The following is a 24,126-nucleotide window of genomic DNA, read 5'->3' as shown; positions in this document are numbered from 1 at the left end:
CATCCCTGCGAAGGCAGGGATCCAGAAGCGCGACCGGCGCGATATCGAACGGGACGACGGCGCGTCTGGATCCCCGCCTTCGCGGGGATGACGGGCAGAGTGGGGCGAGCGCGCGTCGACCGCTCCGTCACCCCCCTCACCCCCGATGCCGCAGCGCCTCCGCCGCGCCGGCCAGCTCGCCGTCGTCGAGCGCGGCATAGACGCGCGGCACCGTCGCCAGCAGCCGCGCATATTTGCCGCTCCCCGCGAACAGCGGCGCCATCTCCGCCAGCCGCAGCAGCGGGCGCAGCGCCGCCGCCACCCCGCCGGTGACGAGCACCCCGTCCCACGCGCCGTAGACGATCGTCAGCTGACCCGCGTAGCTCCAGAAGGCGCGGCACAGCCAGGTGCAGGCCTCGCCCGCGAGCGGGTCGGACGCCATCGCGCGCGTGATGTCCTCGGCGCTGCTCCAGCGCGGCGACGTGCCGCGGCGGCGCGCCAGCGCCTGGTACAGCCGCACCAGCCCCGGCGCGGAGAGCAGGTCCTCCGCCACCACCGGGTAGCGGCCGGGGAAGATCTCCGCGGCGAGCCGCGCCAGCTCCTCCGTCACCGCGACGAAGCCGCCGTGCCCCGCCTCGGTGGCGAGCACGCGCACCGCGCCGCCCTCGTCGCGGCTCAGCACCGAGACGCCCAGCCCCGAGGTCATGCCGAGCACGCAATAGGTGCCGGCGCGGCGCAGCGAGGGCTCGTCGCCGGCGAACCGCTCCTCGGCGCGCACGTCGGCGCCGTGGAACGCCCAGGCCTCGGCCTCGAAATCGTTGAGGATCAGCGGCGCGTGCCCGAGCATCCCGCGCAGCCCCGAGCGCGACACGTACCAGCGCCCGCGCGTGATCGACACGGTCTCGCCGCGCGGCAGCCCCGCCACCGCGAAGGCGGAACGGCGCGGCGCCTCGTCGGGCCGGGCGTCGCGGAGGAAGTCCATGATCGCGCCGGAGATGCTGACGGTGGTGTCGGCGGTGAAGCTGCGCACGCTGTCGCGGCGGACGCGCCCGGCCGGGTCGGTGAGCGCGAAGCGCATCCGCTTGCGCCCGACATGCCCGACCAGCGCCGTTCCCGCCTCCGCCATCCGGCGCCCTCCCCCCGGTTCTTATCCGGGTGATATCGCTATCAGCTCAGCACTAACAGGGGGTTAGCTTTATCTCGGGGCGGGTGTTCACCTTCTCCTCGCAGGGCGGGCAGGAGGGTATCCACCAGCGCTGCGCGGCGGGGAGAGCGCGCGATGCGCGTCGGTCACCTTGTCCCATCGCGCATCGCGTGTGCGGAAGCCCCCCCTACAACCTGCCTGCGGCCGGCGGTCCCCCCTCCCTGGGGGCGGGGAGGATCGTGCTCTTCCTCACTCCCCGATCACGTGGAGCGCCACACGTCGGCGATGCGGCGCGGCGCGGTGCTCGGCGAGGTAGATGCCCTGCCACGTCCCCAGCACCATGTGCCCGCGCGCCACCGGGATCGACAGCGACACGCCGGTGAGCACGCTGCGCAGGTGCGCGGGCATGTCGTCGGGCCCCTCGTCGTCATGCTCATAGTCGCGCGACTCGGGCGCGACCCGCGCGAGCCAGCGCTCGAGGTCGCGCCGCACCGCGGGGGCGGCATTCTCGTTGATCAGCAGCGACGCCGAGGTGTGGCGGCAGAAAACGGTGAGCAGCCCGGTGGCGAACGCCTCGGAGTCGAGCCACGCCGCCACCGCGCGCGTGATCTCGACCAGCCCGGCGCCGCGCGTCGCCACCTCGATCTCATGTGTCGCCTGTCGCATCGGGGAAGCACGCGCCGAGAGCGCGGTGGTTCCCCGCCCCCGCCACGGCGTCACCCGCTGCCGCCGAGCGACGGCGCGGCGTCGAAGAAGCCGTGCACCTCCTCGCCGACCGACAGGCCGAGCGGCACCCCGCCGATCCGGTCGCCCGCGTCGCGCGGCAGGCCGTCGAAGCGCCAGTGGACCCCGAGATAGACGCGGCTGACCGAATTCTCCCACACCGCCTCGGCGAAGTTGCGGAAGCGTTGCTCGACCCGCTGGCGTACCGAGCCGTCCGGGTCGAGCGCGATGCTGTCGAGCTCGTCCGACACGAGGTGGAACTGCTCGGCCGCGATCGGCGCGGACGTGCCGCCCTCGACGTCGAGCACGTCGTGGACGGTGAGCGCGCCCGGCGCGGTCTTCAGGCCGAGCCGGAGCGTCTGCATCATCGCGGCGCAGAAGGTCGCGTGACCCGACGGGTAGGCGGGGAAGGGCGGGGTCAGCGTGGCGCGGGCGGCGTTGGTCTGCGGCATGCCGAGCGGCGCCCAGAAGGGATCGCCCTCGGGCGCGGCCTCGGCGCGTATCCCCACGACCGGGCGCCAGAGCTTATGGAGATACTTATAGTGCCAGCAGTCGATCCCCGCGTCGGCGAGCGCGACGTTCACCGCGGCGAAGAGCTCGGCCTGGCGGCGCAGGCTCAGCGCCGGGTCCCGCGCCAGCACGATCGCGCGCGCGACCTGGTTGTAGAGGCGCGGCGGCACGCCGAGGTTGTTGGCACCGTCATATCCCCAATAGACGCCGATCCGCTGCTGCTCGGCGGTGCGCCCGCCGCGCGAGACCGCGCCGAGATCGCGCACCTCGTCATAGTCGGCGCGATAATGCGGGTCGGCGAGATAGGTGCCGCTCGCGGTCGACGCGCCGGGGGGCGGGTCAAGCGGCTGGTGGGTTCCCCCGACGAAGCGACGCACGTTGCCCCAGGCGGGGCCGAGCTGCATCTGGGCCGGGGCATAGGGGTCGGCGCGATGCTCGCCATAGGCGGCCATCGCCGGCTGCGCGCCCATCAGCATATGGTCGGCCCCGTCGCCCTGTCGTTCCAGGAAGAGGGCGTCGGCCACCTGCGCGCCCTCGGCGAAGGCGGCGGCGCCGACCGCCTCGAGCGCGTCGTCGAACTGCTGCTCGAACCGGGGGTAGAGGCGCTTGAGCGCGGTGACCGCGGCACCGGCGATGATGTCCTCGAGGTCGCCGGTCAGCGGCGCGGTGATGCCGTGCGCGAAGCCCTTCTTGTTGAGATAGGCCGCGCCGGGCTTCTGCTTGAACGCCACCGCGTCGTGGATCGCCAGATGCACCATCGCCATGGCGTAGGCGGTGCGGATCGGGCCGGGCTGCTGCCCGCCGGTGAAGCCGCGCGTGAAGTCGCGCCGTGATGCCTCGAGCAGCACGGCATTCCAGTAGAGAACGGGATTCATCTCGCTTCCTCTCGCTAGAGCAAGCGACCCTTATGGTTGATGTCCGGGCAGCGGACGTGGAACGCGGACTGGATCGTGGCTGATCTCTGCCGACCGAGCGCCCGCGTTATAGCACGCGCGGGACGGGGCCGGAACGGACTCTTCTTACTATCCGCGCGGCTCGGCTCAGAACAGCCGCCCGCCGTCGGGCACGCGCTCGCTCGGCGACACCAGCACCACCTTGCCGTCGGCGTCGGGGAAGCCGAGCGTCAGCACCTCGGAGAGGAACTTGCCGATCTGGCGCGGCGGGAAGTTGACCACCGCGGCGACCTGGCGCCCGACCAGCTCCTCGACCGCGTAATGCTCGGTAATCTGCGCCGAGGAGCGCCTGCGCCCGATCGCGGCGCCGAAGTCGATCACGAGCTTGTAGGCGGGCTTGCGCGCCTCGGGATAGGGCTCGGCGGACACGATCGTGCCGACCCGCACGTCCACCCTGAGGAAGTCGTCGAAGGCGATGGTCGGCTCGGCCGCGGCGGCGGGATCGTGCGTGACGTGCATCAGAAGTCCGGGTTCTCGTAGTAGCTCGGCGGCTCGATCCCGGTGATGCGCTCGGCCAGCAGCGGGCGGAAGCTGCGCCGGCTCTTGAACGCCGAATACCACGCCTTGGTGTGCGCGTGCCCGGTCCAGTCGATCCCGCCGAGATAGTCCGCGACCGAGATCTGCGCCGCCGCGGCGAGGTCGGCGAGGCTGATCGTCGCGCCCGCGATCCACTTGCGATGGTCGAGCAGGAAATCGATGTAGTCGAGGTGGCCGACCGAGGATTTCATCGCCTCGCGCAGCCGCGACGCGTCGGGCGCGGTGCGATGGACGACTCGCTTGATCATCCGCTCGTCGAGCAGCGGCTGGGTCACGTCGCGGTAGAAATGCGTGTCGAACCAGGCGACCAGCCGCCGGATCTCGGCGCGGTTGGCGGCGGTGCCGTTGATCATCGCGACGCGCTCGACGGTCTCCTCGAAATACTCGCAGATCGCCATGGAATCGACGAGGACGACGCCGCGCTCATTGTCGGTCATCACCGGGGTCTGGCCGGCGGGGTTCATGTCGATGAAGGCGTCGCGCCGCTCCCACGGGTTCTCGCGCATCAGCTGATAGCCGACGTCCTTCTCGTTGAGGAGCGTGCGGACCTTGCGCGTGAACGGGCACAGAGGGAACTGGTAGAGCTGCCACATGCCCGCCCGCTTAGGCCGAAAGCGCGGCGCGGGGGAAGCGGCTTCGTGGGCGTGCGGCGCGCCGGTGTGTCGGGGTGGCGCGGTGGGGGTGGGAGAGGGCGGCGCGGGCGGGGGCGTGAGTGGGTCGCGGGTGGCGAGCGGTACATGGCGAGCGCTACCCCGACGAACTGGCGTCATCCTGAGCTCGTCTCAGGATCCACCAGGCGGCATGTGCCTCCCGGCTCTGGATGCGCAGCACCGTGGATCCTGAAACGAGTTCAGGATGACGCCAGGTTATGAGGGCGAAGGCGCGCCCGCCCCGCCGGGTCACGCTTCGGGGTTACCGTGGCGCCGCGGCGTGGCAGCGGCGGCGCCGATGCCGTCCACCGAGCCCTCCCCAGCGCTACCCACCGCGCTCGCCGCGCTCGTCACCCTGGTGGCACTCGCGGTGGGGCTGACGCTGCCCGACGTCGACCTGCGGCTCGGGCTCGGCCATCGCAGCGCGCTGACCCACAGCCTGCTGCCCGCGCTGCTGCCGCTCGTCTGGCGCCAGCGCGCCGCCGCCTGCGGGATCGCGGCGGGGGTGGGCGTGCACCTCGCCGCCGACTGTTTCCCGCGGCGCATGATCGGTTATGCCACGGTGAAGCTGCCGCTGCTCGGCGCGCTGTCGCCGCTCGAGTCCTACGCCTGGCTCGCGCTCAACGCCGCGGCGGCGCTGCTGCTCGCGGCGTGGTGCGCGCGGCGGCTCCACGCCCCGCTCGCGCGCGCGCTGGTGGGCGTGGCGGCGCTCGCCGCTGCGCTGCGCTACCTGTGGCACGATCCCGGCGGCTGGCCGGTGCTCGCGCTGGTGGGCGCGGCGACGGTCGCGGTGGTGCGGGGGCGTTCGTCCTCCCGTGCGAGGGGAGGTGGCGGCCCGAAGGGCTGACCCGGTCGGTGAGGAGCGATGGACCCGCGACCCGCGACACCCCATGTATCTGGACGCACCCGACGAGTTTCCGCTGGGAAGGAGGAAGCGCCGGGGAGGGTGGCCACCCTCTCCGGCGCGGCGGCGCTGACGCCCGTTACCGCTCAGGCGCTCACCGCGACGGAGCCTGGGATCAGCGCCGCTGTCACGTACGACCGAACAGGCGGTTGGTCTCCTATCGTACAGACAGCAGGTTACCGTGACGCAGACCCTTCGTGGAGTGGACGCGTCCGAGGCCCGGCTCGATGGCTGGGCGGCGGGGCAGTATCAGCGCTTTGCCAACACCGCCGCCGGCGTGGCCGAGCTGCTGGCGTTCTGCCGCGAGCGGCGGTCCGGCTGGTGGTGATGGAGGCGTCGGGCGGGGTCGAGGGGGCCGCGTTCCTGGCGCTATGGCGCGAGGGCCAGCCCTGCACCGTCACCAATCCGCGGGCGGTGCGCGATGGGCCGGCCGGAGAAAACCGACCGGATCGACGCCGAGATGATCGCGCGTTACGCCGAGGCGCGCCGGCCCGTCGCCACGCCACCGCCTTCCCCAACAAGGCCGTCGTCGAAATGGCCGGCCTCGCCCCGCTCGCCGACCACAGCGGCCAACGTCACGGCGCACGCGCCATCCGCGGCGGTCGCGCCTCGGTGGGCTCCATCCTCTTCCTCGTCGCCCACGTCGCCCGCGAATACGACAGCGACCTCGCCGCCTTCCGCGACCGGCTCCTCGCCCAGGGCCAGCCCAACATGGTCGTCCGTCTCGCCCTCGCACGCACGCTGCTCGTCCGCCTGAACGCCGTGGCGCGAGAAACCCGCCTGGCCCTCGCCTCCTCTACTTGACCCCCCAGATGGTCGCTCCGTCATCCTTTCGGCGTGCCACCTTGCCTTGCAGGGAAGGATGAGAAGCCCTCGTACACCGCGGGGGCAGATGCTCCCTACTTCCGCGCCGCCGCGATCACCTCCGCCAGGAAGCTGCGATACTGCGCCGCCACGCGCGGCCAGGCGTAGCGCAGCGCGCGGACGCGGCCGCGCGGGGCGAGGTCGGAGCGCGCCGCGATCGCGTGCGCCAGTGCCGCCGCCACCGCCGCGGGGTCGCCGGTGTCGAGCAGCACCGCGTCGTCGCCGACGATCCAGCGCAGCCGCGGCGAGTCATGCGCCACCACCGGCGCGCCGCACGCCAGCGCCTCGATATAGACGTTGCCGAACGATTCCTCGCGCGACAGGTGGAGGAACACGTCGGCCGAGCGGTACAGCAGCGGCATCTCCGCCGCCCCCACCGTCAGCCGCTTGAAGCGGCCGGGCAGCAGCTCGGCGGCGAGCCGGTCGACCGACTCGCGCTCGGGCCCGTCCCCCGCCACGACGAGGTGCGCGTCGGGCAGCTGTGCCACCGCGCGCACGCCGTCGGCCACGCGCTTGGTCGGGATCAGCGCGCTCACCATCAGCACCACCGTGCCGCGCGCGGGCAGGCCGAAGCGCGCGCGCTCGGGCGAGCCGGGGGTGAAGCGCTCGGCGTCCATCCCGTTGGGGATCAGCGCGCAGCGCCACTTGTCCTGGTTGCGCTCGAGATAGTCGGGGTTGGTGCACACCAGTCCCTCGCAGCCGAAGGTGCGATACTCGGCGTCGTCGGAGAAGGCGGGCCAGTCGCCGTTCTGCGTGACGAAGACGTGCGGCGGGCGACGGCCGAACAGCACCGGGCGGCGCAGCACCCAGTTGGTGAAGGGAAAGGAGCAGGTGACGGTCACGTCATGGTCGCGCGGGCGATAGGCGCGCAGCAGCCCGGGGACGAAGCTCGCCTCCTCCCAGCCGGTCTCGCTGCGCAGCGCGGGCACGCGCGGCATCCGCTCCAGCCGCTCGCGCCGCAGCGCGCCGGCGTGACGGAAGCGATAGGGCGTGTCCGCGCGGGGCGCGCCCGCGCCGATCACGGTCACCGCGTCGCCGCCGCGCGCCAGCTCGGTCGCGAGCGAGAGCAGCGCCACCTCGGCGCCGCGCTCGAAACGATGGAAGCCCGGCAGGGCGAACAGGATCCGCATCACTCTTCCTCAAACGCCTGGCTGGTCGTGTGCTCGATTTTAAGGCTTGGGCTGCTAGAGACCGCGCTGCCGATCCGGCGCGAGTCGATTCGGCCGCGTCGGGCGGCTCGTTCCTGGGATCGTCCGCCCGCGCATGAAGTTGCTTTCCCGATCGATCCTGACGCGGCTGGGCTGGTCCACCGCCGGCTATGGCGTGGTGCAAGCGCTGCGCCTCGTCAACAACGTCGTGCTCGCGCGGCTGCTCGCGCCCGAGCTGTTCGGCATCATGATCATCGTCAACACGGTGCGCACCGGCATCGAGCTGGCCTCCGACATCGGCATCGGCCAGAACATCATCAGCAACCCGCGCGCCGAGCAGCCCGACTTCTACGACACCGCCTGGACGCTCCAGCTGGTCCGCGGCATCGCGCTGGGGATGCTGTGCGCGGCGCTGGCCTGGCCGGTGGCGTGGTTCTACCGCAAGCCCGAGCTCGCCGGCATCTTCGCGGTGGCGTCGCTGTTCTTCGTCTTCGCCGGGTTCGAATCGACCGGGCGGTTCATCGCGCAGAAGCACCTGCGGCTCGCCGCGCTGACCGCGTTCGAGGTCGGCTATACCGCGGTGTCGACCGTGGCGCACATCCTGTTCGCGCTGGCGACACCGACGATCTGGGCGCTGGTGTTCGGCGGCATCGCCTCCAGCGCGGCGGTGATGGTGGCGAGCTACCTGCTGATCCCCGGCATGCGCCACCGCTTCCTGATCGATCGCGGGGCGATGCGCGAGATCCTGTCGTTCGGCCGCTGGGTGGCGCTGTCGTCGATCGTCTACTTCCTGGCGATGAACTTCGACCGGCTGTACATGGCGCGCGCGGTGTCGCTGGCGGTGCTGGGCACCTATGGCATCGCGCGCTCGCTCGCCGACATCCTCAACCTGCTGGTCGCGCGCTTCGGCAACATGATCGTGTTCCCGATGGTGGCGGCCTCGTTCGACACCACCGCCGAGCTGCGCGCGCGGCTGGCGCGCCACCGCCCGCTGCTGCTGCTCGGCGCGGCGGGCGCGGTGGCCGGGTTCATCGCGATCTCCGACCTGCTCACCGCGCTGCTGTACGACCAGCGCTACCAGGCGGCCGGGCAGATGCTGCCGGCGCTGTCGTTCGGCGTGTGGTTCGCGATCCTGTCGACGATCAACGAGTCGGTGCTGCTCGGCATCGGCAAGCCGGTCTATGGCGCCAGCGCCAATATCGGTAAGTTCGCCTGGCTGCTGGTCGGCCTGCCGCTCGCGGTCAATTTCTACGGCATCGCCGGCGCGGTGGTGGTGATCGCCAGCGCCGAGCTGGTCCGCTACGTGCCTTTGTGGGTCGCGCAGCGCCGCGAGGGGCTGTCGTTCGCGCGGCAGGACCTTGCTATGACGCTCGTCATGCTGGGTCTGGCCGTGCTCTTCCGCGAGGCGCTGTACGGCGTCGGGCTGACCGGCGACGTGACGAGCCTGCTGCCGTGGTGATGAGCGGCGCGACACCCCGGATCGGCATCGTCGCGATCGGCCGCAACGAGGGCGAGCGGCTGGTGCGCTGCCTGCGCTCGCTCGCCGGCAGCGGCGCCGCGGCGGTGGTCTACGTCGACTCGGCCTCGACCGACGGCAGCGCCGCGCGCGCGCGCGACCTCGGCGCGCGGGTGGTCGACCTCGACATGGCGCTGCCCTTCACCGCGGCGCGCGCGCGCAACGCCGGTCTCGCGGCGCTGCCCGCCGACTGCGACCTGGTCCAGTTCATCGATGGCGACTGCGAGCTGGCGCCGGGCTGGCTCGCCGCGGCGACCGGCTTCCTCGCCGCGCACGCCGACGTCGCGGTGGTGTGCGGGCGGCGGCGCGAGCGCCACCCCGAGGCCTCGGTCTACAACCGGCTGTGCGACCTGGAGTGGGACACGCCGGTCGGCGTGGCCGCGGCGTGCGGCGGCGACTCGCTGATGCGCGCCGACGCGGTGCGCGCGGTCGGCGGCTTCCGCGACGATCTCACCGCGGGCGAGGAGCCCGAGCTGTGCGCGCGGCTGCGCGCCGCCGGCTGGCGCGTGTGGCGGATCGACGCCGAGATGACGCTGCACGACGCCGCGATGCTCCGCCTCGGCCAATGGTGGTGGCGCGCGGTGCGCGGCGGCTTCGGCTATGCCCAGGCGGGCGAGGCGACGCGCGCGCTGTCGCACCCGCTCTACCGCGCCGAGCGCCGCCGCGCTGCGCTGTGGGCGGGCGCGCTGCCGCTCGCGGGCGTGGTGCTGGCGCTCCTGGTCCACCCTTCGCTGCTGCTGCTGCCCGTGCTGCTGCTCGCGCTGCAGGTGACGCGCGTGGCGCGGCGCGGGCGGCACGCGGGGGACGGGGCGATGGCCTGGCCCAACGCCTTCTACACGATGCTGGCGAAATTCCCCGAGCTGCAGGGCATGCTGCGCTACGCGCGCCGCCGCCGCGCCGCCGGGTCGGCGATCACCTACAAATGACCGACGCCCCCTCGCCCCGCATCGCCTATGTGGTGAGCCAATATCCGGCCTCGTCGCACACCTTCATCCGCCGCGAGGTGGAGAGCCTGCGCCGCCACGGCGTCGACGTGCGCACCTACAGCGTCCGGCGCCCGGGCGCGGCCGAGCTGGTCGCGCCCGAGGACCGCGCCTCGGCCGAGACGACGCGCTTCGTGCTGCCGCTCGGCGCGGGCGCGCTGCTCGGCGCGCATCTCGGCGCGATGGTGCGCCGGCCGGGCGCCTATCTCGCGCTGCTGCGGCTCGCGCTGCGCCACCGCGCGCCGGGGCTGCGCGCGGCGCTGTGGGCGCTGTTCCACTTCGCCGAGGCGGTGGTGCTGGCACGCATGTTCGGCGCGGACCGGGTCGACCACGTCCACAACCATTTCGCCAACGCGGGCGCGACCGTCGGCATGATGGCGGCGCGCTTCGCCGGCGTGCCGTGGAGCCTGACGCTGCACGGCATCTCCGAGACCGACTATCCCGCCGGGCTGACGCTCGGCGCCAAGCTGGAGCAGGCCGAGTTCGCCGCCTGCGTCTCCTGGTTCGGCCGCGCCCAGGCGATGCGGGTCACCGCGCCGGCGCACTGGCACAAGTTCCAGGTGGTGCGCTGCGGGCTCGACCTGGCCGCGCCCGCGCTCGCCGCGCCAGGCGCGCGCGCGGCCGGCGAGCGCCGCCGGCTGGTGTGCGTCGCGCGGCTGTCGGCGGAGAAGGGGCATCTCGGCCTGCTCGAGGCGATCGCGCCGCTCGACGTCGACCTCACTTTGGTGGGCGACGGCCCGCTGCGCGGCGAGATCGACGCCGCGGTGGCGCGGCTGAGGCTGGGTGAGCGCGTCCGCTTCGCCGGCCGGCTCGACGAGGCCGCGACGCTGGCCGAGATCGCGCGCCACGACATGTTGGTGCTGCCGAGCTTCATGGAGGGCCTGCCGATCGTGCTGATGGAGGCGATGGCGCTCGGCCTGCCCGTGATCGGCAGCCGAGTCGCGGGCGTGCCCGAGCTGATCGAGGACGGCCACGAGGGCCTCCTCTTCCGCCCCGGCGACTGGGACGACCTGCGCCGCCAGATCGCGCGGCTGCGCGACGACGCCGCGCTGGGCGACCGGCTCGCCGCCGCCGCGCGCGCCAAGGTCGAGCGCGAGTTCGACATCGCCACCGCGGTCGCCCCGCTCGTCTCCCGCTTCGCCGCCCGATAGGCTGATCCTCATGCTGTTCGACCATGTCGACCGAGTCCGCATCATCAACCTGGCGCACCGCACCGATCGGCGCGCGCAGATGCTGGGCGAGCTGCGCCGGCTCGGCGCCGAGCATGACTCCAGGGTCGCGTTCTTCGACGCGTGCCGCTTCGACGACGCGGGCAGCTTCACCTCGCGCGGCGCGCGCGGCGTGTACCACAGCCATCTCGCGATCCTGGAGGAGGCCGCGGCGGCGGGCGAGAGCGTGCTGATCCTCGAGGACGACGCCGATTTCACCCCGGCCGCGCGCGACGTGACGGTGCCGCCGGGCTGGCAGATCCTCTACGGCGGCTATGATGCCGCGACGCCCGACGACCTGCCCGCCAGCGACATCATCGGCGCGCATTGCATGGCGTTCAGCGCAGACACGGTCGCGCCGCTCGCCGCCTATCTGCGCCACCTGCTGACGCTGGACGACCACCCGCCGGTCGACGGCGCCTATGTGTGGTACCGCCGCGCCCACCCGCACGTGCGCACGGTCTTCGCCGAACCGGTCCTGGCCGAGCAGCGCCCGTCGCGCACCGACATCGCGGCGCTGCGCTTCTTCGATCGGCTGCCGCTGCTGCGCGAGGGCGCGGGCGCGGCGCGCGCGTTCAAGCGGGCGGCGGCGCGGCGCAGCTTCGGGCTGCGCGAGTCGATCGTGCTCGCGGTCGTCGGCGTGGGCGGCGCGGCGGCGCTGGTGGCGGTGTTCGCATGAAGTGGGTCGCGCTCCTCGCAGTACTGGGCATGCTGCCGGTGCTGATCGGCTGGCTGCGCACCAACCGGCGCCACCTGCCGCGCGTCATGATGGTGTTCGGCGCGCTGCCGTTCGTCACCAGCACCTGGCACCTGCTCGTCGCACCGATCTCCTGGGCCTATTGGCCGGGTTTCGTGAAGGGCGCCGAGGTCACGCTGATCGACGCGCTGGCGATCGCGCTGATCGTCTCCACCCCGCGCAAGTTCCGCCGCGTCCACCTGCGCTGGCCGCTGGTCGCCTACACGTTGCTGGTGCTGCTGAGCATGCTCCAGAACGACGTGCCGATGTCGACCTTCTTCTACGTCTGGCAGCTCGCGCGCATGGTGCTGGTGCTCACCGCGGTGGCGATGACCTGCCGCGACCCGAGGGCGGTGCGCGGGCTGATCCTGGGGCTGATCATCGGCATCTGCTTCCAGGCGGTGATGTCGCTCAAGGCGCACGCGGGGGGCGCGATCCAGGCGGCGGGCACGCTGGGGCACCAGAACCTGCTGGGCATGCTGACCCATTTCGTGATCTTCCCGTCGCTGGCGATGCTGCTGGCGACCAGGAAGTCGCGCGGCCTGTGGCTCGGCCCGGTCGCCGGGCTCACCGCGGTGGTGCTGACCGCCTCGCGCGCGACGATCGCTTTCTCCGCAATAGGCGTGGTGCTGACGCTGCTGCTGTCGATGATGCGCCAGCCGAGCGGGCGCAAGACCACGGTGGCGCTCGCGGGCGTGCTGGCGCTCGCGGTCGCCGCCCCGGTGGCCTATGCCACGCTGGGCGAGCGTTTCAGCAAGTCGACCGACACCGGCGACTATGACGAGCGCGCCGCCTTCGAGCGCGCCGCCAAGGCGATCGTCCACGACCACCCGCTCGGCGTCGGCGGCAACCATTACGTCATCGTCGCCAACACCCAGGGCTATTCCGACCGCGCCGGCGTCGCGGCGGTGTTCGGCAGCCGCAGCGCGCACGTCCACAACGCCTATCTGCTGTCCGCGGCGGAGACCGGCTATGCCGGCGTGGTCGCCTTCGTGCTGATGCTGGTGTGGCCGGTGATCGTGGCGCTGCGCTGCGCCTGGCGCTTCCGCCGCGACCCGCGCGGCGACGTGCTGCTCGGCCTGGCGGTGGCGCTGGTGATGGTGAGCCTGCACTCGCTCTACGAGTGGATCTTCGTGCTCTACGTCACGCAATATATGTACGCGATCGCGGTCGGGCTGATCGCGGGCATCGCCGCGGAGATGGGCTATTGGGCGCCGCGGCGGAAGCGCGCGGCGGTGGCGGCGCCCGAGGAGGCGGCGGAGATCCACGCGGAGCCAATCCCTAACATCGCTTAAGCCTCATCATCTACGTCAATTTAACCCAGCGCCCCTAGCGTGGCCTGAACGGCTGCCGGGCTCGATTTCGCCCGCGGCGACTGGGAGTTACTCGGATGATGACGCTGCTGGGCGCGCGCGCGCGCCCTGTGCTGACGCGCGCCCCTGGGACCATGCCGACGCGCGCCGCGGGCCTCGTGCCGCAGCTGCTGCTCGCGCTGGCGCTCGCCGGCTGCGGCGGCGGCGGCAGCGGCGCGACCGCGGGGACCACCCCGGTGGCGAGCGCGCCGACCGCGCCGACAGTGACGCCGACCCCCTCCCCCACCCCGACCCCCAGCCCCGCCGGCGGCGGCGCGGCGGTGGCGCCGGGCAGCCTGCCGGTGGTGGGCGACTATGACTCGATCCCGAGCAATTTCGACGTCAGCCAGCAGCTCGTCGCGGCCTGGGGCACGGGCGCGATCCCGTCGAGCGGCGCGCCCGACGTGGTCGGTGCCTTCCGCTTCATCTGCACGCCCAGCCACGAGGCCAAGGACGACCCGATCGTCTTCCCGGGCCAGCCCGGCCGCTCGCACCTCCACCAGTTCTTCGGCAACTCGCTCGCGGACGCCAACTCGACCTATCGCAGCCTGCGCACCACCGGCGACAGCACCTGCACCAACGCGCTCAACCGCTCGGCCTATTGGATGCCGGCGATGCTCAACGGCAAAAGCGGCGTGGTGCGCCCCGACTATGTCTCGATCTACTACAAGCGCCGCCCCGCGAGCGACCCCGAGTGCCAGCGCATGGGCAAGGCGTGCGTCGACCTGCCGCGCGGGCTGCGCTTCGTGTTCGGCTATGACATGATCAACGGCACGCCGCCGACCGGCGCGGGCTATTACAACTGCCAGGGCCCGACCGCCGAGCCCGGCCATTACGCCGACCTGATCGAGGCGGGGAAGCATTGCGGCGTCGGCAACCAGATCGGCGCGGTGATCAACGCGCCCAACTGCTGGGACGGCAAGAACCTCGACAGCGCCGACCATCGCTCGCACGTCGCCTACACCAGCTACGGCGACTGGGGTTACGAGAAGTGCCCGGCGGACCACCCGTACGTGATCCCCACCTTCACCATGGGCGCCTGGTACACGGTCGACTCGGACCTCAACCGCAGCGGCACGTGGGACGGCGGCACGAGCGGCTGGCACCTCGCCTCGGACGAGATGCCCGGCATGGCGACGATGCGCCCGGGCTCGACCTTCCACGCCGACTGGTTCGGCGCCTGGGACGACGAGGTGATGAAGATGTGGGTCGACAATTGCATCAACAAGCTGCTCAACTGCTCGGGCGGCGACCTCGGCAACGGCCGCCAGATGAAGATGTTCGACGCCTTCGCCTGGACCAGCACGCCGCACGTGGTCGCGCTGCCGAAGTGAGCGGGGGAGCCGGGCGGGCGCCGCGATGTCGGTCGCGGCGGCGTCGCGGTCCCCTTCGCTGACGCCATCGTCGCCCGTCCCGTCATCCCCGCGCAGGCGGGGATCCAGACGCGCGGACGTGGCGCCTCCATCGACAGGCCTGCGCGTCTGGATCCCTGCCTCCGCAGGGATGACGCGGTTGGGTGAGGTGCCGCCTTCCATCCACAGCCCCGCGCGTCTGGGTCCCTGCCTCCGCAGGGATGACGCGGGTGGCGTGACGCGGCGCCTCCTTCCACATGCTCGCGCGTCCGGGTCCCTGCCTCCGCAGGGATGACACGGGTGGGGTGAGGTGCCGCCTCCATCACAGGCCCGCGCGTCCGGGTCCCGGCCTCCGCGCAGGGGCGTACCGGGGCTCGACGTGCCGAGTGTCGCACGGGTCCGATACCGGGACAGGGGCGTAACGGTCGCGCCTTGATGCACCGGCCGCCGCGCGGCAATCACGCGACGAACCGAGTTTCTGGGGGGATGAGATCATGACCAAGTTGAAGATGATGGCGGCGGTGGCGGGGCTCGCGCTGGCGAGCGCGGCGGCACCGGCGAGCGCGGCGGACTTCGTGCTGAACCTGTCGTCGACGGGTAGCGGCAGCGGCGCTTATCGAAACTACACGTTCCAGCTCGACGGCAAGACGGTGAACGCCCGCGCCACCGCATGGTCGACGAACTCCGCCACGAGCACCACGGTCTATGACGCCAACCTCGGCGTGTGGGCGGAGGGGCTCGGCGTCCTCAACGACCGTGAGACCAACACCGGCAACGTGCACACGATCGACAACCAGGACGGCCTGGACTTCGTACTGCTGCAGTTCGACACCGCGGTGACGTTGTCGAAGCTCACTACCTCGCCGTTCCAGATCAGCAATAGCATCGACTCGGACGCTTATGTCGCCTGGGGCAATGCCAGCAACGCCTGGAACCAGTCGCTCGGACTCAACAACACGTCGTACAATAAGCTGGCGGCCATGCTTGACGGCAATACCACGCTGGTGGGCGACAACACTAAGTCGACCCGCACCATCTCGGGCGCGACCGCCTCCAACCTATGGCTGGTCGGCGCCGCGATCGGGGGCGGACCTGACGGCAAGATCGACGGCTTCAAGCTCTCGAACGTCACCGTCAGCAGCGCGGTGCCCGAGCCGGCGACCTGGATGATGATGATCGGCGGCTTCGCCATGGTCGGCGCCGCGGTGCGCCGTCGCAAGGGCGTCACCACCGGCGCCGCGGTCGCCTGACCGCGCGTTCCCGGACGGGACGACGAGGGGGCCGGCCGCGCGAGCGACCGGCCCCTTTCGCGTGCGCCGCGCGGCCGCCTCATGTATGACGCGGCCGAGTGACGGAGGCAGGATGCGGGTGCGGACGATCGGGAACCGGGGCTGGATCGGCGCGCTGCTGCTCGCGCTGGCGCTCGCCGGCGCGGCGCAGGCCGATCGCGCGGCGGTCGCGCCGACGACCCAGCACGCCAAGGGCAAGATGGGCGGCACCGGCGACCTCGCCCAACCGCGCGCCGCCGCCGGCGGCCCCGAGGGCGAGGAGCCCGCGGTGGCGAGCAACTTCGACTCGGCCAGCGGGATCATGGTGTCGCACGAGAGCGGCCCGCCCGGCGCGATCCCGGAGAGCGCCGCGCCCGACGTGGTCGGCGCCTTCCGCTTCCTGTGCATGGCGGGCCAGCTGCGCTTCGACGACCCGATCCTCTATCCGGGGAAGCCGGGCCAGTCGCACCTCCACCAGTTCTTCGGCAACACCGCCGCCGACGCCGACTCGACCTACGCCAGCCTGCGCCGCAGCGGCGACAGCACCTGCATGAACCGGCTCAACCGCTCGGCCTATTGGATGCCGGCGATGCTCAACGGGCGCGGCCAGGTGATCCGTCCCGACTTCGTCTCGATCTACTACAAGCGCCGGCCCAGCAGCGACCCCGAGTGCAACCGCGTCCGCGCCGCCTGCGTCGCGCTGCCGCGCGGGCTTCGCTTCGTGTTCGGCTTCGACATGGTCCACCCCGACGCCCCCGCGACCGGCTCCAACTACTTCAACTGCCAGGGCCCCGGCGCGACCGAGGGCCATTACAAGACGCTGGTCGAGGTGGCGAAGGCGTGTCCGCCGGGGGCGCAGCTGGGCGCGGTGATCAACGCGCCGAGCTGCTGGGACGGCAAGCGGCTCGACAGCCCCGACCATCGCGAGCACGTCGCCTATCCGCAGTGGACCGGCGGCAAGGAGCATTGCCCGTTCACCCACCCGGTGGTGATCCCCACCTTCACCATGGGATCCTGGTACACCGTCGACGCCACGCTCGACCGCAGCGGCGCGTGGGACGGCACGCGCCCGACCTGGCATCTCTCCTCGGACGAGATGCCCGGCGCCAACGGCACGATGCGGGTCCCCGGCACCACCTTCCACGCCGACTGGTTCGGCGCGTGGGACGACGCGACGCTGCGGCAATGGACCGAGAATTGCATCGACAAGCTGCTCAACTGCCACGGGGGCGACCTCGGCAACGGCAGGCAGCTGCGCCAGGTGACGCCCTTCGCCTGGCTGGCCAAGCCGCACGCGGTGCCGGTGCCCGACCGCCCCGCGGCAGCCGCCAGCGGCGCCGACCCGCACGCGGGGATGCAGCACGGTTCCGCGCTGCGCTGAGCGCGCGCATGGCTTACGCGGCGTTTACCACGATAGCGGAAAAAGCCGCTGATTCCGGCGCTTCCGCCCTGATCGTGCCGCCCCGGTTAACTCGATAGTAGGTGCGTCGCCGCTAATCCTCACGCAGCTGATCGAAAGGGTGCGACGATGCTGCTCCACGCGGTGATGGTGAACGAGGACAATGACGACCGCCGCGGTGCCGAGCGCCAGGCGATCAACCAGCCGTCGACCCTGCGCGGCGAGCGCGGCGCGCACGACGTCTATGTCGCCGACCTCTCCGAGACGGGCTTCAGCGTCACCACCGACTCGCGGCTCGCGATCGGCAGCACGGTGACGATCGGCCTCGCCGGCCACGGTCGCGCGATGGCGCGCGTGGTGCGCCAGGTGACGGGCGGCTACGGCTGCGAGTTCGCGGTGCCGGTCAGCTCCGCGGTCGTGGCGAGCGCGTTCCGCACCGACACGGTGATCCAGCTCACCTCCTCGGCGCCGCTGGTGGCGCCCTTCGCCGAGCCCGAGGTGACCAAGCTGCCCGGCGCGGTGCGGCTGGGCGTGATCGTCGGCAGCTCGGCGCTGCTCTGGGCGCTGATCGCGCGGGTCGCCGTCGCCCTCTTCTGATCCGCCGCAGCGCAGCAGGATTACTCCTTCCGCGCCCTTGCCAGGGAACGCCGGCGAGTCGCGCGAACGCCGCGCGGTCGCCGGATATGAAGCCCGCGCCCGTCGCGCTCGATTGGAAAAAACCGCAGGATCAGTAGGGTTTTACTACTGATTGCTGATGCTTGACCGTACCGCATCGGTACATGCTGCGACGATTACGCCCGGAATCGAGACGAACCGCTGCACCTTCAGGGTTACATTAACAACCAAATAACCTAATGTTGCGTTGCAGCGTATCGTCGAGGGAGCGATCTTCGTGCATGAAGCGACCATCACCGCGTCGGTGCCCAGCGGCGACGTGGAGCCCCGCGAGGACGGGTTCAACCTGCGTCGGATCGACGACATGGCGAGCCGCGCGCTCGACGTGACGATCGCGCTGATCGCGCTGCTGATCCTGGCGCCGCTGATGCTGATCATCGCGGCGGTGATCTACATCCTCGATCCCGGCCCGATCATCTTCGCGCACCAGCGCATCGGTCGCGGCGGCCGCGCCTTCCCGTGTCTGAAGTTCCGCTCGATGGTGGTCGACGCCGACGCGCGGCTGCGCCACCTGCTCGAGACCAGCGCCGAGGCGCGCGAGGAGTGGGAGCGCGACCACAAGCTGCGCGACGACCCGCGCGTGATCGGCATCGGCAAGTTCCTGCGCAAGACCAGCCTCGACGAGCTGCCCCAGCTGATCAACGTGGTGCGCGGCGAGATGAGCCTGGTCGGGCCGCGCCCGATCGTGGTCGGCGAGATCGCGCGCTACGGCCGCTATTTCGAGCATTATTGCGCGGTGCGCCCGGGCATCACCGGGCTGTGGCAGGTCGGCGGCCGCAACGACGTCTCGTACCGACGCCGCGTCGCCTATGACGTGACCTACAGCCGCGCGCGCTCGTGCGCGATGAACGTCAAGATCATGGCGTACACGGTGCCGAGCGTGCTGTTCCAGCGCGGGTCGTACTGAGGCGGGCGCGGCCCGCTCACCGCGGATGGTGTCGTCTCCGCCCGGCGGCGCGGTTGCCTCGGCGGGCGACGTTCGACCCGCCCCCATCCTGTCGATGATCGTGCCGAAGGGGTCGGCGAGGCGATGAAGGTCTACGTCCATCTGGCGGTGGCGCAGCACCCGCACCGCTGGGCGGAGCAGTTCGCCGCGGGCAGGCTGGTCGGTCTCAACGAACCCGATCCCTATGGCTACGCGCGCGCCGAGCATATGGGCGTGACGCTGATCCCACCCGCGGTATCGGGCGAGGGCAGGCTGGGCCGGCTCGTCCGCATGGGCGTCGGCGCGCTGGTCGGCTTCGACCTGGTCAACGCCTGGCGCAACCGATCGAGCATCATGGCGGCCGACGTGGTGTGGACCCACACCGAGTCGCAGTTCCTCGGCGTCTGTGCGCTGTTGGCACTGCGGCGCCGCGGCCGCACCGCGCCGCCGCGGCTCCTCGCCCAGGCAGTGTGGCTGATCGACCGGTGGCCGCACACCAACCCGCTGCACCGTCGGCTGTGGCGGCGGCTGATCCGCCAGGCCGATGTGCTCACCTTCCACTCGCCGCTGAACCTCGCCGAGGCGCGCCGTCTGTTCCCGCAGCAGCGCTGCGAGCTGGTGCGCTTCGGCATCCGCGCCGATCACCGCGAGCCGCCCCGTACGCCCCCGGCACCGGGCGGCGCGCGGCGGATCATCAGCGTGGGCAACGACAAGCACCGCGATTGGCGCAGCCTCGTCGAGGCGGTGCGCGGTCACCCGGAGTGGCAGCTCCGCATCGTCTCCACGAAGGCGGATCCCGAGCTCGCGCGCGGGCTCGACAATGTCACGATCGCGGGGGTCACCAGCTCGGAAGATCTGTTCGCGCTGTACCGCGAGGCCGACCTCGTCGTGATCCCGCTGCAGCACAACCTCCACGTCTCGGGATCCACCGCGTTGCAGGAGGCGGCGCTGTTCGGCGTGCCGACGATCGCCACCGCGGTGGGTGGGCACGAGGCCTATTTCCCGGCGGACGCGGTGCGCTACGTGCCCGAGCACGACCCCGCCGCGATCGCGGCGGCGATCGCCGACCTCGCCGCCGATCCCGCCGCCGCCGCGGCGATGGCGGCGCGCGCGCAGGCGCAGATGGGTGACGAGGGCCTCAGCTCCGAATCCTATGTTCGCGCGCACGTGCGGCTGTCGCGCGAGTTGCTCGCGGCGGCGTGATCGCCGACGGTCAGGCGGTGCGGCGGCGTCGCCCCGCGGCGGTCGCCAGCCGCGTCGCGGCGGGCACGCGCAGCGCGAGCAGCAGCGCCGCGTAGACCATGCCGCCCAGCGCCACGAGCGCCACCGTCGCGGCGGCATCCGTGACCCAGCGGAACGGGCTCAGCACGACGCCCATCGCCAGCGCCGCCGCCGCGATCTTGGCGATCTCCGGCGTGATCAGTCGCAGCGGCAGCACGCGCTTGGCCAGGATCGCGCTCATCGTGTAGCAGACCGCCTGCGCGGCCACGGCCGCGAGCGCCATGCCGGGCAGGCCCGCGAGACGGATCCCGATCAGTCCCGCGGGCACCACGACCGCCATGGCCGTCAGCGGCGGCACGATCATCCATCCCATCCGGCGGGTCACCTGGAACGCCGTCATCAGGTGGAAGGTGACGAGGCAGCGGAGCAGCGCGGCGACACCCACCAGCGGCAGCAGACGCGCGCCCTCCGCGCGAAAGGCCGGACCGAGCAGCAGGTGCACGATGCCCGGCGCGAGCACCATCAGCCCGACCGCCGCCGGGAGGCCGAGGCCGAGCTGCAGCTGGAGGTTGTTCTCCAGCGTGGCGCAGGCCGCCGCCGGCCCATGATCGTCATAGGACCGCACGAGCGCCGGATAGCCCGTGAGGTTGATCGTCATCATCATGAAGACCAGCGTCTTCTGCAGCAGATCGACGGGGGCGGCGTAGAGCCCGACCGCGTGCGGCCCCAGCGTCGCGCCGACGAGGAAACGATCGGCGAAACTCGCCGCGTAGGTCAGCGCGCAGCTCGCGATCAGCGGGTAGCCGAGCCGCACGGCGGCGACCAGCTGCGCGCGCCGCGCCTGCCACGGTCGCGCCGCGCGCCACAGCGGATCGACCAGCACGCTCGTCAGCGCCACCGCGCCCTGCGCGGCGACGATGCCGAGCAGCGTACCGAGCGCGCCGAGCCCGGCGTAGCGCACCAGGAGGAGGCCCAGCAGGATCGCCGCGAGCGAGCGCGCGGTGGCGTTCCAGAAATAGGGCCAGGCGCGCTGCCTCAGGCGATAGACGGTCTGGAGGAACGCCAGCGCCATCTCGGTCAGCGTGAACGCCGCCACGATCGGCCACCAGCGCGCGGTCACGCCCGCGAACGCCACACCGAGCGTCGCCATCGCGGTCACCATCGCGACGAACAGCAGCGCGACGCCCGCGTAGAGCGCCACGAGCGCGTCGGCGCGCGCCGGATTGACCCCGCTCGGCTGCGCGGGATCGTACAGCGTGCGGGCGCTGACCAGCCGCAGCCACTCGAACAGCATGGCGTTGAGCAGCACCGCGGCGGCGGAGACCAGGGCGTAGCGGCCGAACGCTGCGGGATCGAGCAGCCGGGTCCACAGCAACGTGGCGAGGAAGTTGAGGCCGCTGCCGATCACCGTCGCCGCGGTGACGACCGCCGCGCCCGAACGCCTGCTCACGCGGTGCGGCTCGCGCGCTGCGGGGTCATCAGCGCGACCGCCGTGTCGAAGAAGCGGTTCAGCGCCGTGCGCCGCGTCGCCAGGATCATCGCCTGCTCGTGCCGCTGCGGCCAGCTCGCCACCGCCTCGACCAGCAGCGCCGCCACCGCCGCCGGGGTACCCTCCCCGATCGAGGTGCCCGGGACGTTGAAATCCTCCATGAAGGCGTCGGTCTTGGTGGTGCGGCTGAGGCAGGCGATCGGCGCGCTGCCGTAGGACAGGATCATCGCGTGCAGCCGCATCGCGATCAACGCCGAGCCGCCGCGCAGCACCTCCAGCGCGAGGTCGAGAGTCGCGGGGTAGGAGGCGCCGACCCGGGCGCGCGCCGGCATCGGGACGGCCGCCACGATCCGCGCGACGCGCCCGTCGTCGCGGCTGTCCATCGACACCACCACGACGTCGCGGTCCAGCCGCTCGACCGCCTGGGTCGCGGCACGTGTGAAAATGTCGATCACGAGCTCGTCATACTCGTCCTCGAAGGCGGGCGCGAGGATCACCGGCCCGCCCGCGCGCGGCGCGGCGCCGGCGAGCGCGAAGGCCGGATCGCACGCCATCTGGGGCTGCGGCGCGGCGGTGGCGGCGATGATCGCGTGGCAGTTCGCCATCGATCGCGCGTCGCGTACGAAGATGGCGCGCGCCGAGGTGAGCAGTTCGGCGGCCGACTGCTGGGCCCGATCGGTGGTGATCGAGTCGACGCCGATCGGCGCGGTGATCAGCGGGCGGCCGAACAGCGCCGCGAGCCGCGCCACCAGCCAGGCGTAGCCGATGATCCCCTTCACGCGGCCGCCGCCGAACTTGTCCTGGATGATCGAGCCGCCGCCGATGATGACGAGGTCGGCGCAGGCGATCGCGTGGATGAGCGCGAGCATGCCGGCGGGCCGGCGCCGCGCGGCCAGGAAGGGGGTGACGTCGTCGGTCGACGCGATCGAGCCCAGCGTGAGCATCGCCACCCGCGCGTGCACGTGCGGCAACCGCGCGCGCAATCCCTCCACGAGCGCGAGCGCGATCGCGTCGTCGCCGCGGTTGTAGCCCGCCACGCCGCAGATCGTCACGGTGGGTCGACGCCCGCGCCGACGCCCCAGCGCGGCGCGGGCGAGCGAGGGGGAAGGAACGCTGGCCAACCTCGGTCAGCCCGCCGCCGCGACGGGCGCGGCGGCCCCGGCGTGGCCGCCGCGGCGCCTCGAGCGGGTGCGGCGCAGCGGGCGGAGCAGGCAGCCGACCGCGTAGCCGAGGTAGATGCTGCCTACCGCGCCGGCCACGACGATGTTGGCGGTGATGCCGTTGAGCGCGAGCAGGGCCACCAGCGCCAGCGCGGCGAAGTCGATCCCGTCGCGCAGCGGCGTCGCCAGCAGCGCCCGCGCGGCGATCGTGAACAAGGCCACGGCCGCCGGCAGGCCGAGCGTGAGCGCGACATAGAGGAACATATTGTCGATCATCGCCAGGTCCGGCCTCAACCCGGTGGCGCCGATACCGCCCAGCCCGAAACCCAGCAGGACCTGGGGGAAGTCGAGGAGATGCGGCAGCACCCGCGGCCAGACCTCGATCATCCGCTGGTCGAGCGTGGCCGCGTTCACCCGCAGCGCGGCGCTGAAGTTGAACCCGGCGAAGATCGGCGGCACCAGCATGCTGGCGACCAGTCCCAGCACGCCCAGCGGCCGCAGCAGCGCGGAGGCGTGGAAGCCGGCGCGACGGAACGCCACCAGCGGCGCGACATAGGCGGCCAGCACGGTGAGGATCAGCCAGCCGGCCGTCGCCTTCTGGGTGGTCAGCACCAGCGCGTGCACCGCGGCGGCGCAGAACAGGGCGCTCGACGGCCGCAGCCGGTTCCGTGTGACGCTCAGGTACACCAGCGTCCCGGCCGCGATGATCACCGAGGTGTCGGTCGAGGCGATGCCGAGGCCGGAGAGCCGCCGGCTGCCCGCGGCCGACCATTGCCGCGCCGCGTCGGCGGTACCGCCGAAACCCTCGAACTCCATCCCTGCCCAGGGCACGGAAAAAAGCGCGTCATAATAGACGCCGACGATGCTGATCGCCGCTGCCGCCACCAGCGCGAACGGTAGCAGCCGGTCGTCGCGCCGCACGCCGAGACCCGCGAAGAAGGCGAGCAGGATATAGCCCAGCCCGCGGACCGCGAGCGCCACGGCATAGCCCTTGTTGCTGAGCAGCGAATAGACCACCAGCAGCGCCAGCGCGCCGACGGAGACGATCACCGGCACGACCTTGTCGCGCATCCCGGCGCCCGCGATCGCCAGCAGCGCGCCGGCCATCAGCACGTCGGGCACATACCAGAGGAAGGGCGCGAAGGCGCGGATCGGTGCCGCGAAGGTCTGCCGATAGATCAGCACGATCGTCACCCATACGACGATCCGACGGACCCGCTCTCCGCCCGCCACGCCCGCCGACCAGCCGCGGAACGACGGCGCCGCCGCGTCGGCACGATGCCGACGCGCGCGCCGCCCCGACGCCACCGGCGCGAGGCTGTCAATTCCGTTCATCGGGCGTTCAATTCCCACGACGCGGTGCTAGGTGCTTCGCCGCCGCGGCGCAATGTCAACCTATCCCGAATTGACAGTTTTCCCGTCTTGGGTCA

The 24,126-nt window shown here is 72.0% G+C and carries 21 protein-coding genes and 1 pseudogene; 13 read left to right on the top strand and 9 right to left on the bottom strand.

All coding sequences use genetic code 11. The features are described from left to right. Nucleotides 1–136 precede the first annotated feature (136 nt). The 5 genes from KZ813_RS15710 to KZ813_RS15690 form a co-directional block, all read right to left on the bottom strand. Entirely contained in the window at nt 137–1,105 is a 969-nt protein-coding gene (locus KZ813_RS15710; protein ID WP_219755923.1) for a glucokinase, read from the bottom strand. Between the two features lie 267 nt (nt 1,106–1,372). Continuing rightward, nucleotides 1,373–1,789, bottom strand: coding sequence for a secondary thiamine-phosphate synthase enzyme YjbQ (locus tag KZ813_RS15705; protein WP_219755922.1), 417 nt, complete (start codon nt 1,787–1,789; stop codon nt 1,373–1,375). A 50-nt stretch (nt 1,790–1,839) separates the two neighbouring features. Further along, nucleotides 1,840–3,231, bottom strand: coding sequence for a vanadium-dependent haloperoxidase (locus tag KZ813_RS15700; protein WP_219755921.1), 1,392 nt, complete (start codon nt 3,229–3,231; stop codon nt 1,840–1,842). Between the two features lie 165 nt (nt 3,232–3,396). Beyond that, the gene (locus KZ813_RS15695) at nt 3,397–3,768 is read right to left on the bottom strand and encodes a tRNA-binding protein (protein ID WP_219755920.1); all 372 of its coding nucleotides are present in this window, start codon (nt 3,766–3,768) and stop codon (nt 3,397–3,399) included. Further along, nucleotides 3,768–4,439, bottom strand: coding sequence for a glutathione S-transferase family protein (locus KZ813_RS15690; protein ID WP_219755919.1), 672 nt, complete (start codon nt 4,437–4,439; stop codon nt 3,768–3,770). The genes KZ813_RS15695 and KZ813_RS15690 overlap by 1 nt, the downstream gene beginning before the upstream one ends. 355 nt (nt 4,440–4,794) lie before the next feature. On the opposite strand from KZ813_RS15690, the gene KZ813_RS15685 reads away from it, so the two are divergent. After that, the gene (locus KZ813_RS15685) at nt 4,795–5,343 is read left to right on the top strand and encodes a hypothetical protein (RefSeq protein WP_219755918.1); all 549 of its coding nucleotides are present in this window, start codon (nt 4,795–4,797) and stop codon (nt 5,341–5,343) included. A 238-nt stretch (nt 5,344–5,581) separates the two neighbouring features. Further along, nucleotides 5,582–6,204, top strand: a pseudogene (locus KZ813_RS15680) (IS110 family transposase). A gap of 95 nt (nt 6,205–6,299) precedes the next feature. Here KZ813_RS15680 and KZ813_RS15675 read toward each other — a convergent pair. Next, nucleotides 6,300–7,394, bottom strand: a complete 1,095-nt coding sequence (locus tag KZ813_RS15675) for a glycosyltransferase family 4 protein (protein WP_219755917.1) — start codon at nt 7,392–7,394, stop codon at nt 6,300–6,302. Nucleotides 7,395–7,527: 133 nt separating this feature from the next. Here KZ813_RS15675 and KZ813_RS15670 point away from each other — a divergent pair, with 133 nt between their 5' ends. The 11 genes from KZ813_RS15670 to KZ813_RS15620 all read left to right on the top strand — a co-directional run bounded on the left by KZ813_RS15670 (nt 7,528) and on the right by KZ813_RS15620 (nt 20,029). After that, nucleotides 7,528–8,871 carry an oligosaccharide flippase family protein gene (locus tag KZ813_RS15670; RefSeq protein WP_219755916.1) on the top strand — a complete coding sequence of 448 codons (1,344 nt, stop codon included), beginning with the start codon at nt 7,528–7,530 and terminating at the stop codon, nt 8,869–8,871. After that, complete coding sequence (locus KZ813_RS15665) at nt 8,871–9,854, top strand: glycosyltransferase family 2 protein (RefSeq protein ID WP_219755915.1); 984 nt, start codon at nt 8,871–8,873, stop codon at nt 9,852–9,854. Before KZ813_RS15670 ends, KZ813_RS15665 begins: the two co-directional genes overlap by 1 nt. After that, the gene (locus KZ813_RS15660) at nt 9,851–11,062 is read left to right on the top strand and encodes a glycosyltransferase family 4 protein (protein ID WP_219755914.1); all 1,212 of its coding nucleotides are present in this window, start codon (nt 9,851–9,853) and stop codon (nt 11,060–11,062) included. The genes KZ813_RS15665 and KZ813_RS15660 overlap by 4 nt, the downstream gene beginning before the upstream one ends. A 10-nt stretch (nt 11,063–11,072) precedes the next feature. After that, nucleotides 11,073–11,798 carry a glycosyltransferase family protein gene (locus KZ813_RS15655; protein ID WP_219755913.1) on the top strand — a complete coding sequence of 242 codons (726 nt, stop codon included), beginning with the start codon at nt 11,073–11,075 and terminating at the stop codon, nt 11,796–11,798. Further along, nucleotides 11,795–13,150 (top strand): O-antigen ligase family protein, encoded by a 1,356-nt coding sequence (locus KZ813_RS15650; protein WP_219755912.1) that lies wholly within the window; start codon nt 11,795–11,797, stop codon nt 13,148–13,150. The genes KZ813_RS15655 and KZ813_RS15650 overlap by 4 nt, the downstream gene beginning before the upstream one ends. 95 nt (nt 13,151–13,245) lie before the next feature. Beyond that, nucleotides 13,246–14,541 carry a DUF1996 domain-containing protein gene (locus KZ813_RS15645; RefSeq protein WP_219755911.1) on the top strand — a complete coding sequence of 432 codons (1,296 nt, stop codon included), beginning with the start codon at nt 13,246–13,248 and terminating at the stop codon, nt 14,539–14,541. Nucleotides 14,542–15,053: 512 nt separating this feature from the next. Continuing rightward, nucleotides 15,054–15,809, top strand: a complete 756-nt coding sequence (locus KZ813_RS15640; RefSeq protein ID WP_219755910.1) for a PEPxxWA-CTERM sorting domain-containing protein — start codon at nt 15,054–15,056, stop codon at nt 15,807–15,809. Nucleotides 15,810–15,921: 112 nt separating this feature from the next. After that, complete coding sequence (locus KZ813_RS15635) at nt 15,922–17,208, top strand: DUF1996 domain-containing protein (RefSeq protein ID WP_219755909.1); 1,287 nt, start codon at nt 15,922–15,924, stop codon at nt 17,206–17,208. A 147-nt stretch (nt 17,209–17,355) separates the two neighbouring features. After that, nucleotides 17,356–17,823: a PilZ domain-containing protein gene (locus KZ813_RS15630; RefSeq protein WP_219755908.1), complete on the top strand. Its 468-nt coding sequence runs from the start codon at nt 17,356–17,358 to the stop codon at nt 17,821–17,823. A 295-nt stretch (nt 17,824–18,118) separates the two neighbouring features. Then, nucleotides 18,119–18,808: a sugar transferase gene (locus KZ813_RS15625; protein ID WP_308461912.1), complete on the top strand. Its 690-nt coding sequence runs from the start codon at nt 18,119–18,121 to the stop codon at nt 18,806–18,808. A 123-nt stretch (nt 18,809–18,931) separates the two neighbouring features. Beyond that, complete coding sequence (locus KZ813_RS15620) at nt 18,932–20,029, top strand: glycosyltransferase (RefSeq protein ID WP_219755907.1); 1,098 nt, start codon at nt 18,932–18,934, stop codon at nt 20,027–20,029. A 10-nt stretch (nt 20,030–20,039) separates the two neighbouring features. Here KZ813_RS15620 and KZ813_RS15615 read toward each other — a convergent pair whose 3' ends face one another. The 3 genes from KZ813_RS15615 to KZ813_RS15605 all read right to left on the bottom strand — a co-directional run bounded on the left by KZ813_RS15615 (nt 20,040) and on the right by KZ813_RS15605 (nt 24,031). Continuing rightward, the gene (locus KZ813_RS15615) at nt 20,040–21,497 is read right to left on the bottom strand and encodes a lipopolysaccharide biosynthesis protein (RefSeq protein WP_219755906.1); all 1,458 of its coding nucleotides are present in this window, start codon (nt 21,495–21,497) and stop codon (nt 20,040–20,042) included. Then, nucleotides 21,494–22,573: a polysaccharide pyruvyl transferase family protein gene (locus KZ813_RS15610; RefSeq protein ID WP_219755905.1), complete on the bottom strand. Its 1,080-nt coding sequence runs from the start codon at nt 22,571–22,573 to the stop codon at nt 21,494–21,496. The genes KZ813_RS15615 and KZ813_RS15610 overlap by 4 nt, the downstream gene beginning before the upstream one ends. A gap of 90 nt (nt 22,574–22,663) precedes the next feature. Beyond that, the gene (locus KZ813_RS15605; RefSeq protein WP_219755904.1) at nt 22,664–24,031 is read right to left on the bottom strand and encodes a hypothetical protein; all 1,368 of its coding nucleotides are present in this window, start codon (nt 24,029–24,031) and stop codon (nt 22,664–22,666) included. Between the last annotated feature and the right edge of the window lie 95 nt (nt 24,032–24,126).

Origin of the sequence: Sphingomonas folli (genome assembly GCF_019429525.1) — a bacterium.
Lineage (GTDB): Bacteria > Pseudomonadota > Alphaproteobacteria > Sphingomonadales > Sphingomonadaceae > Sphingomonas > Sphingomonas folii.
This window is presented reverse-complemented; position numbering and strand designations above follow the sequence as displayed.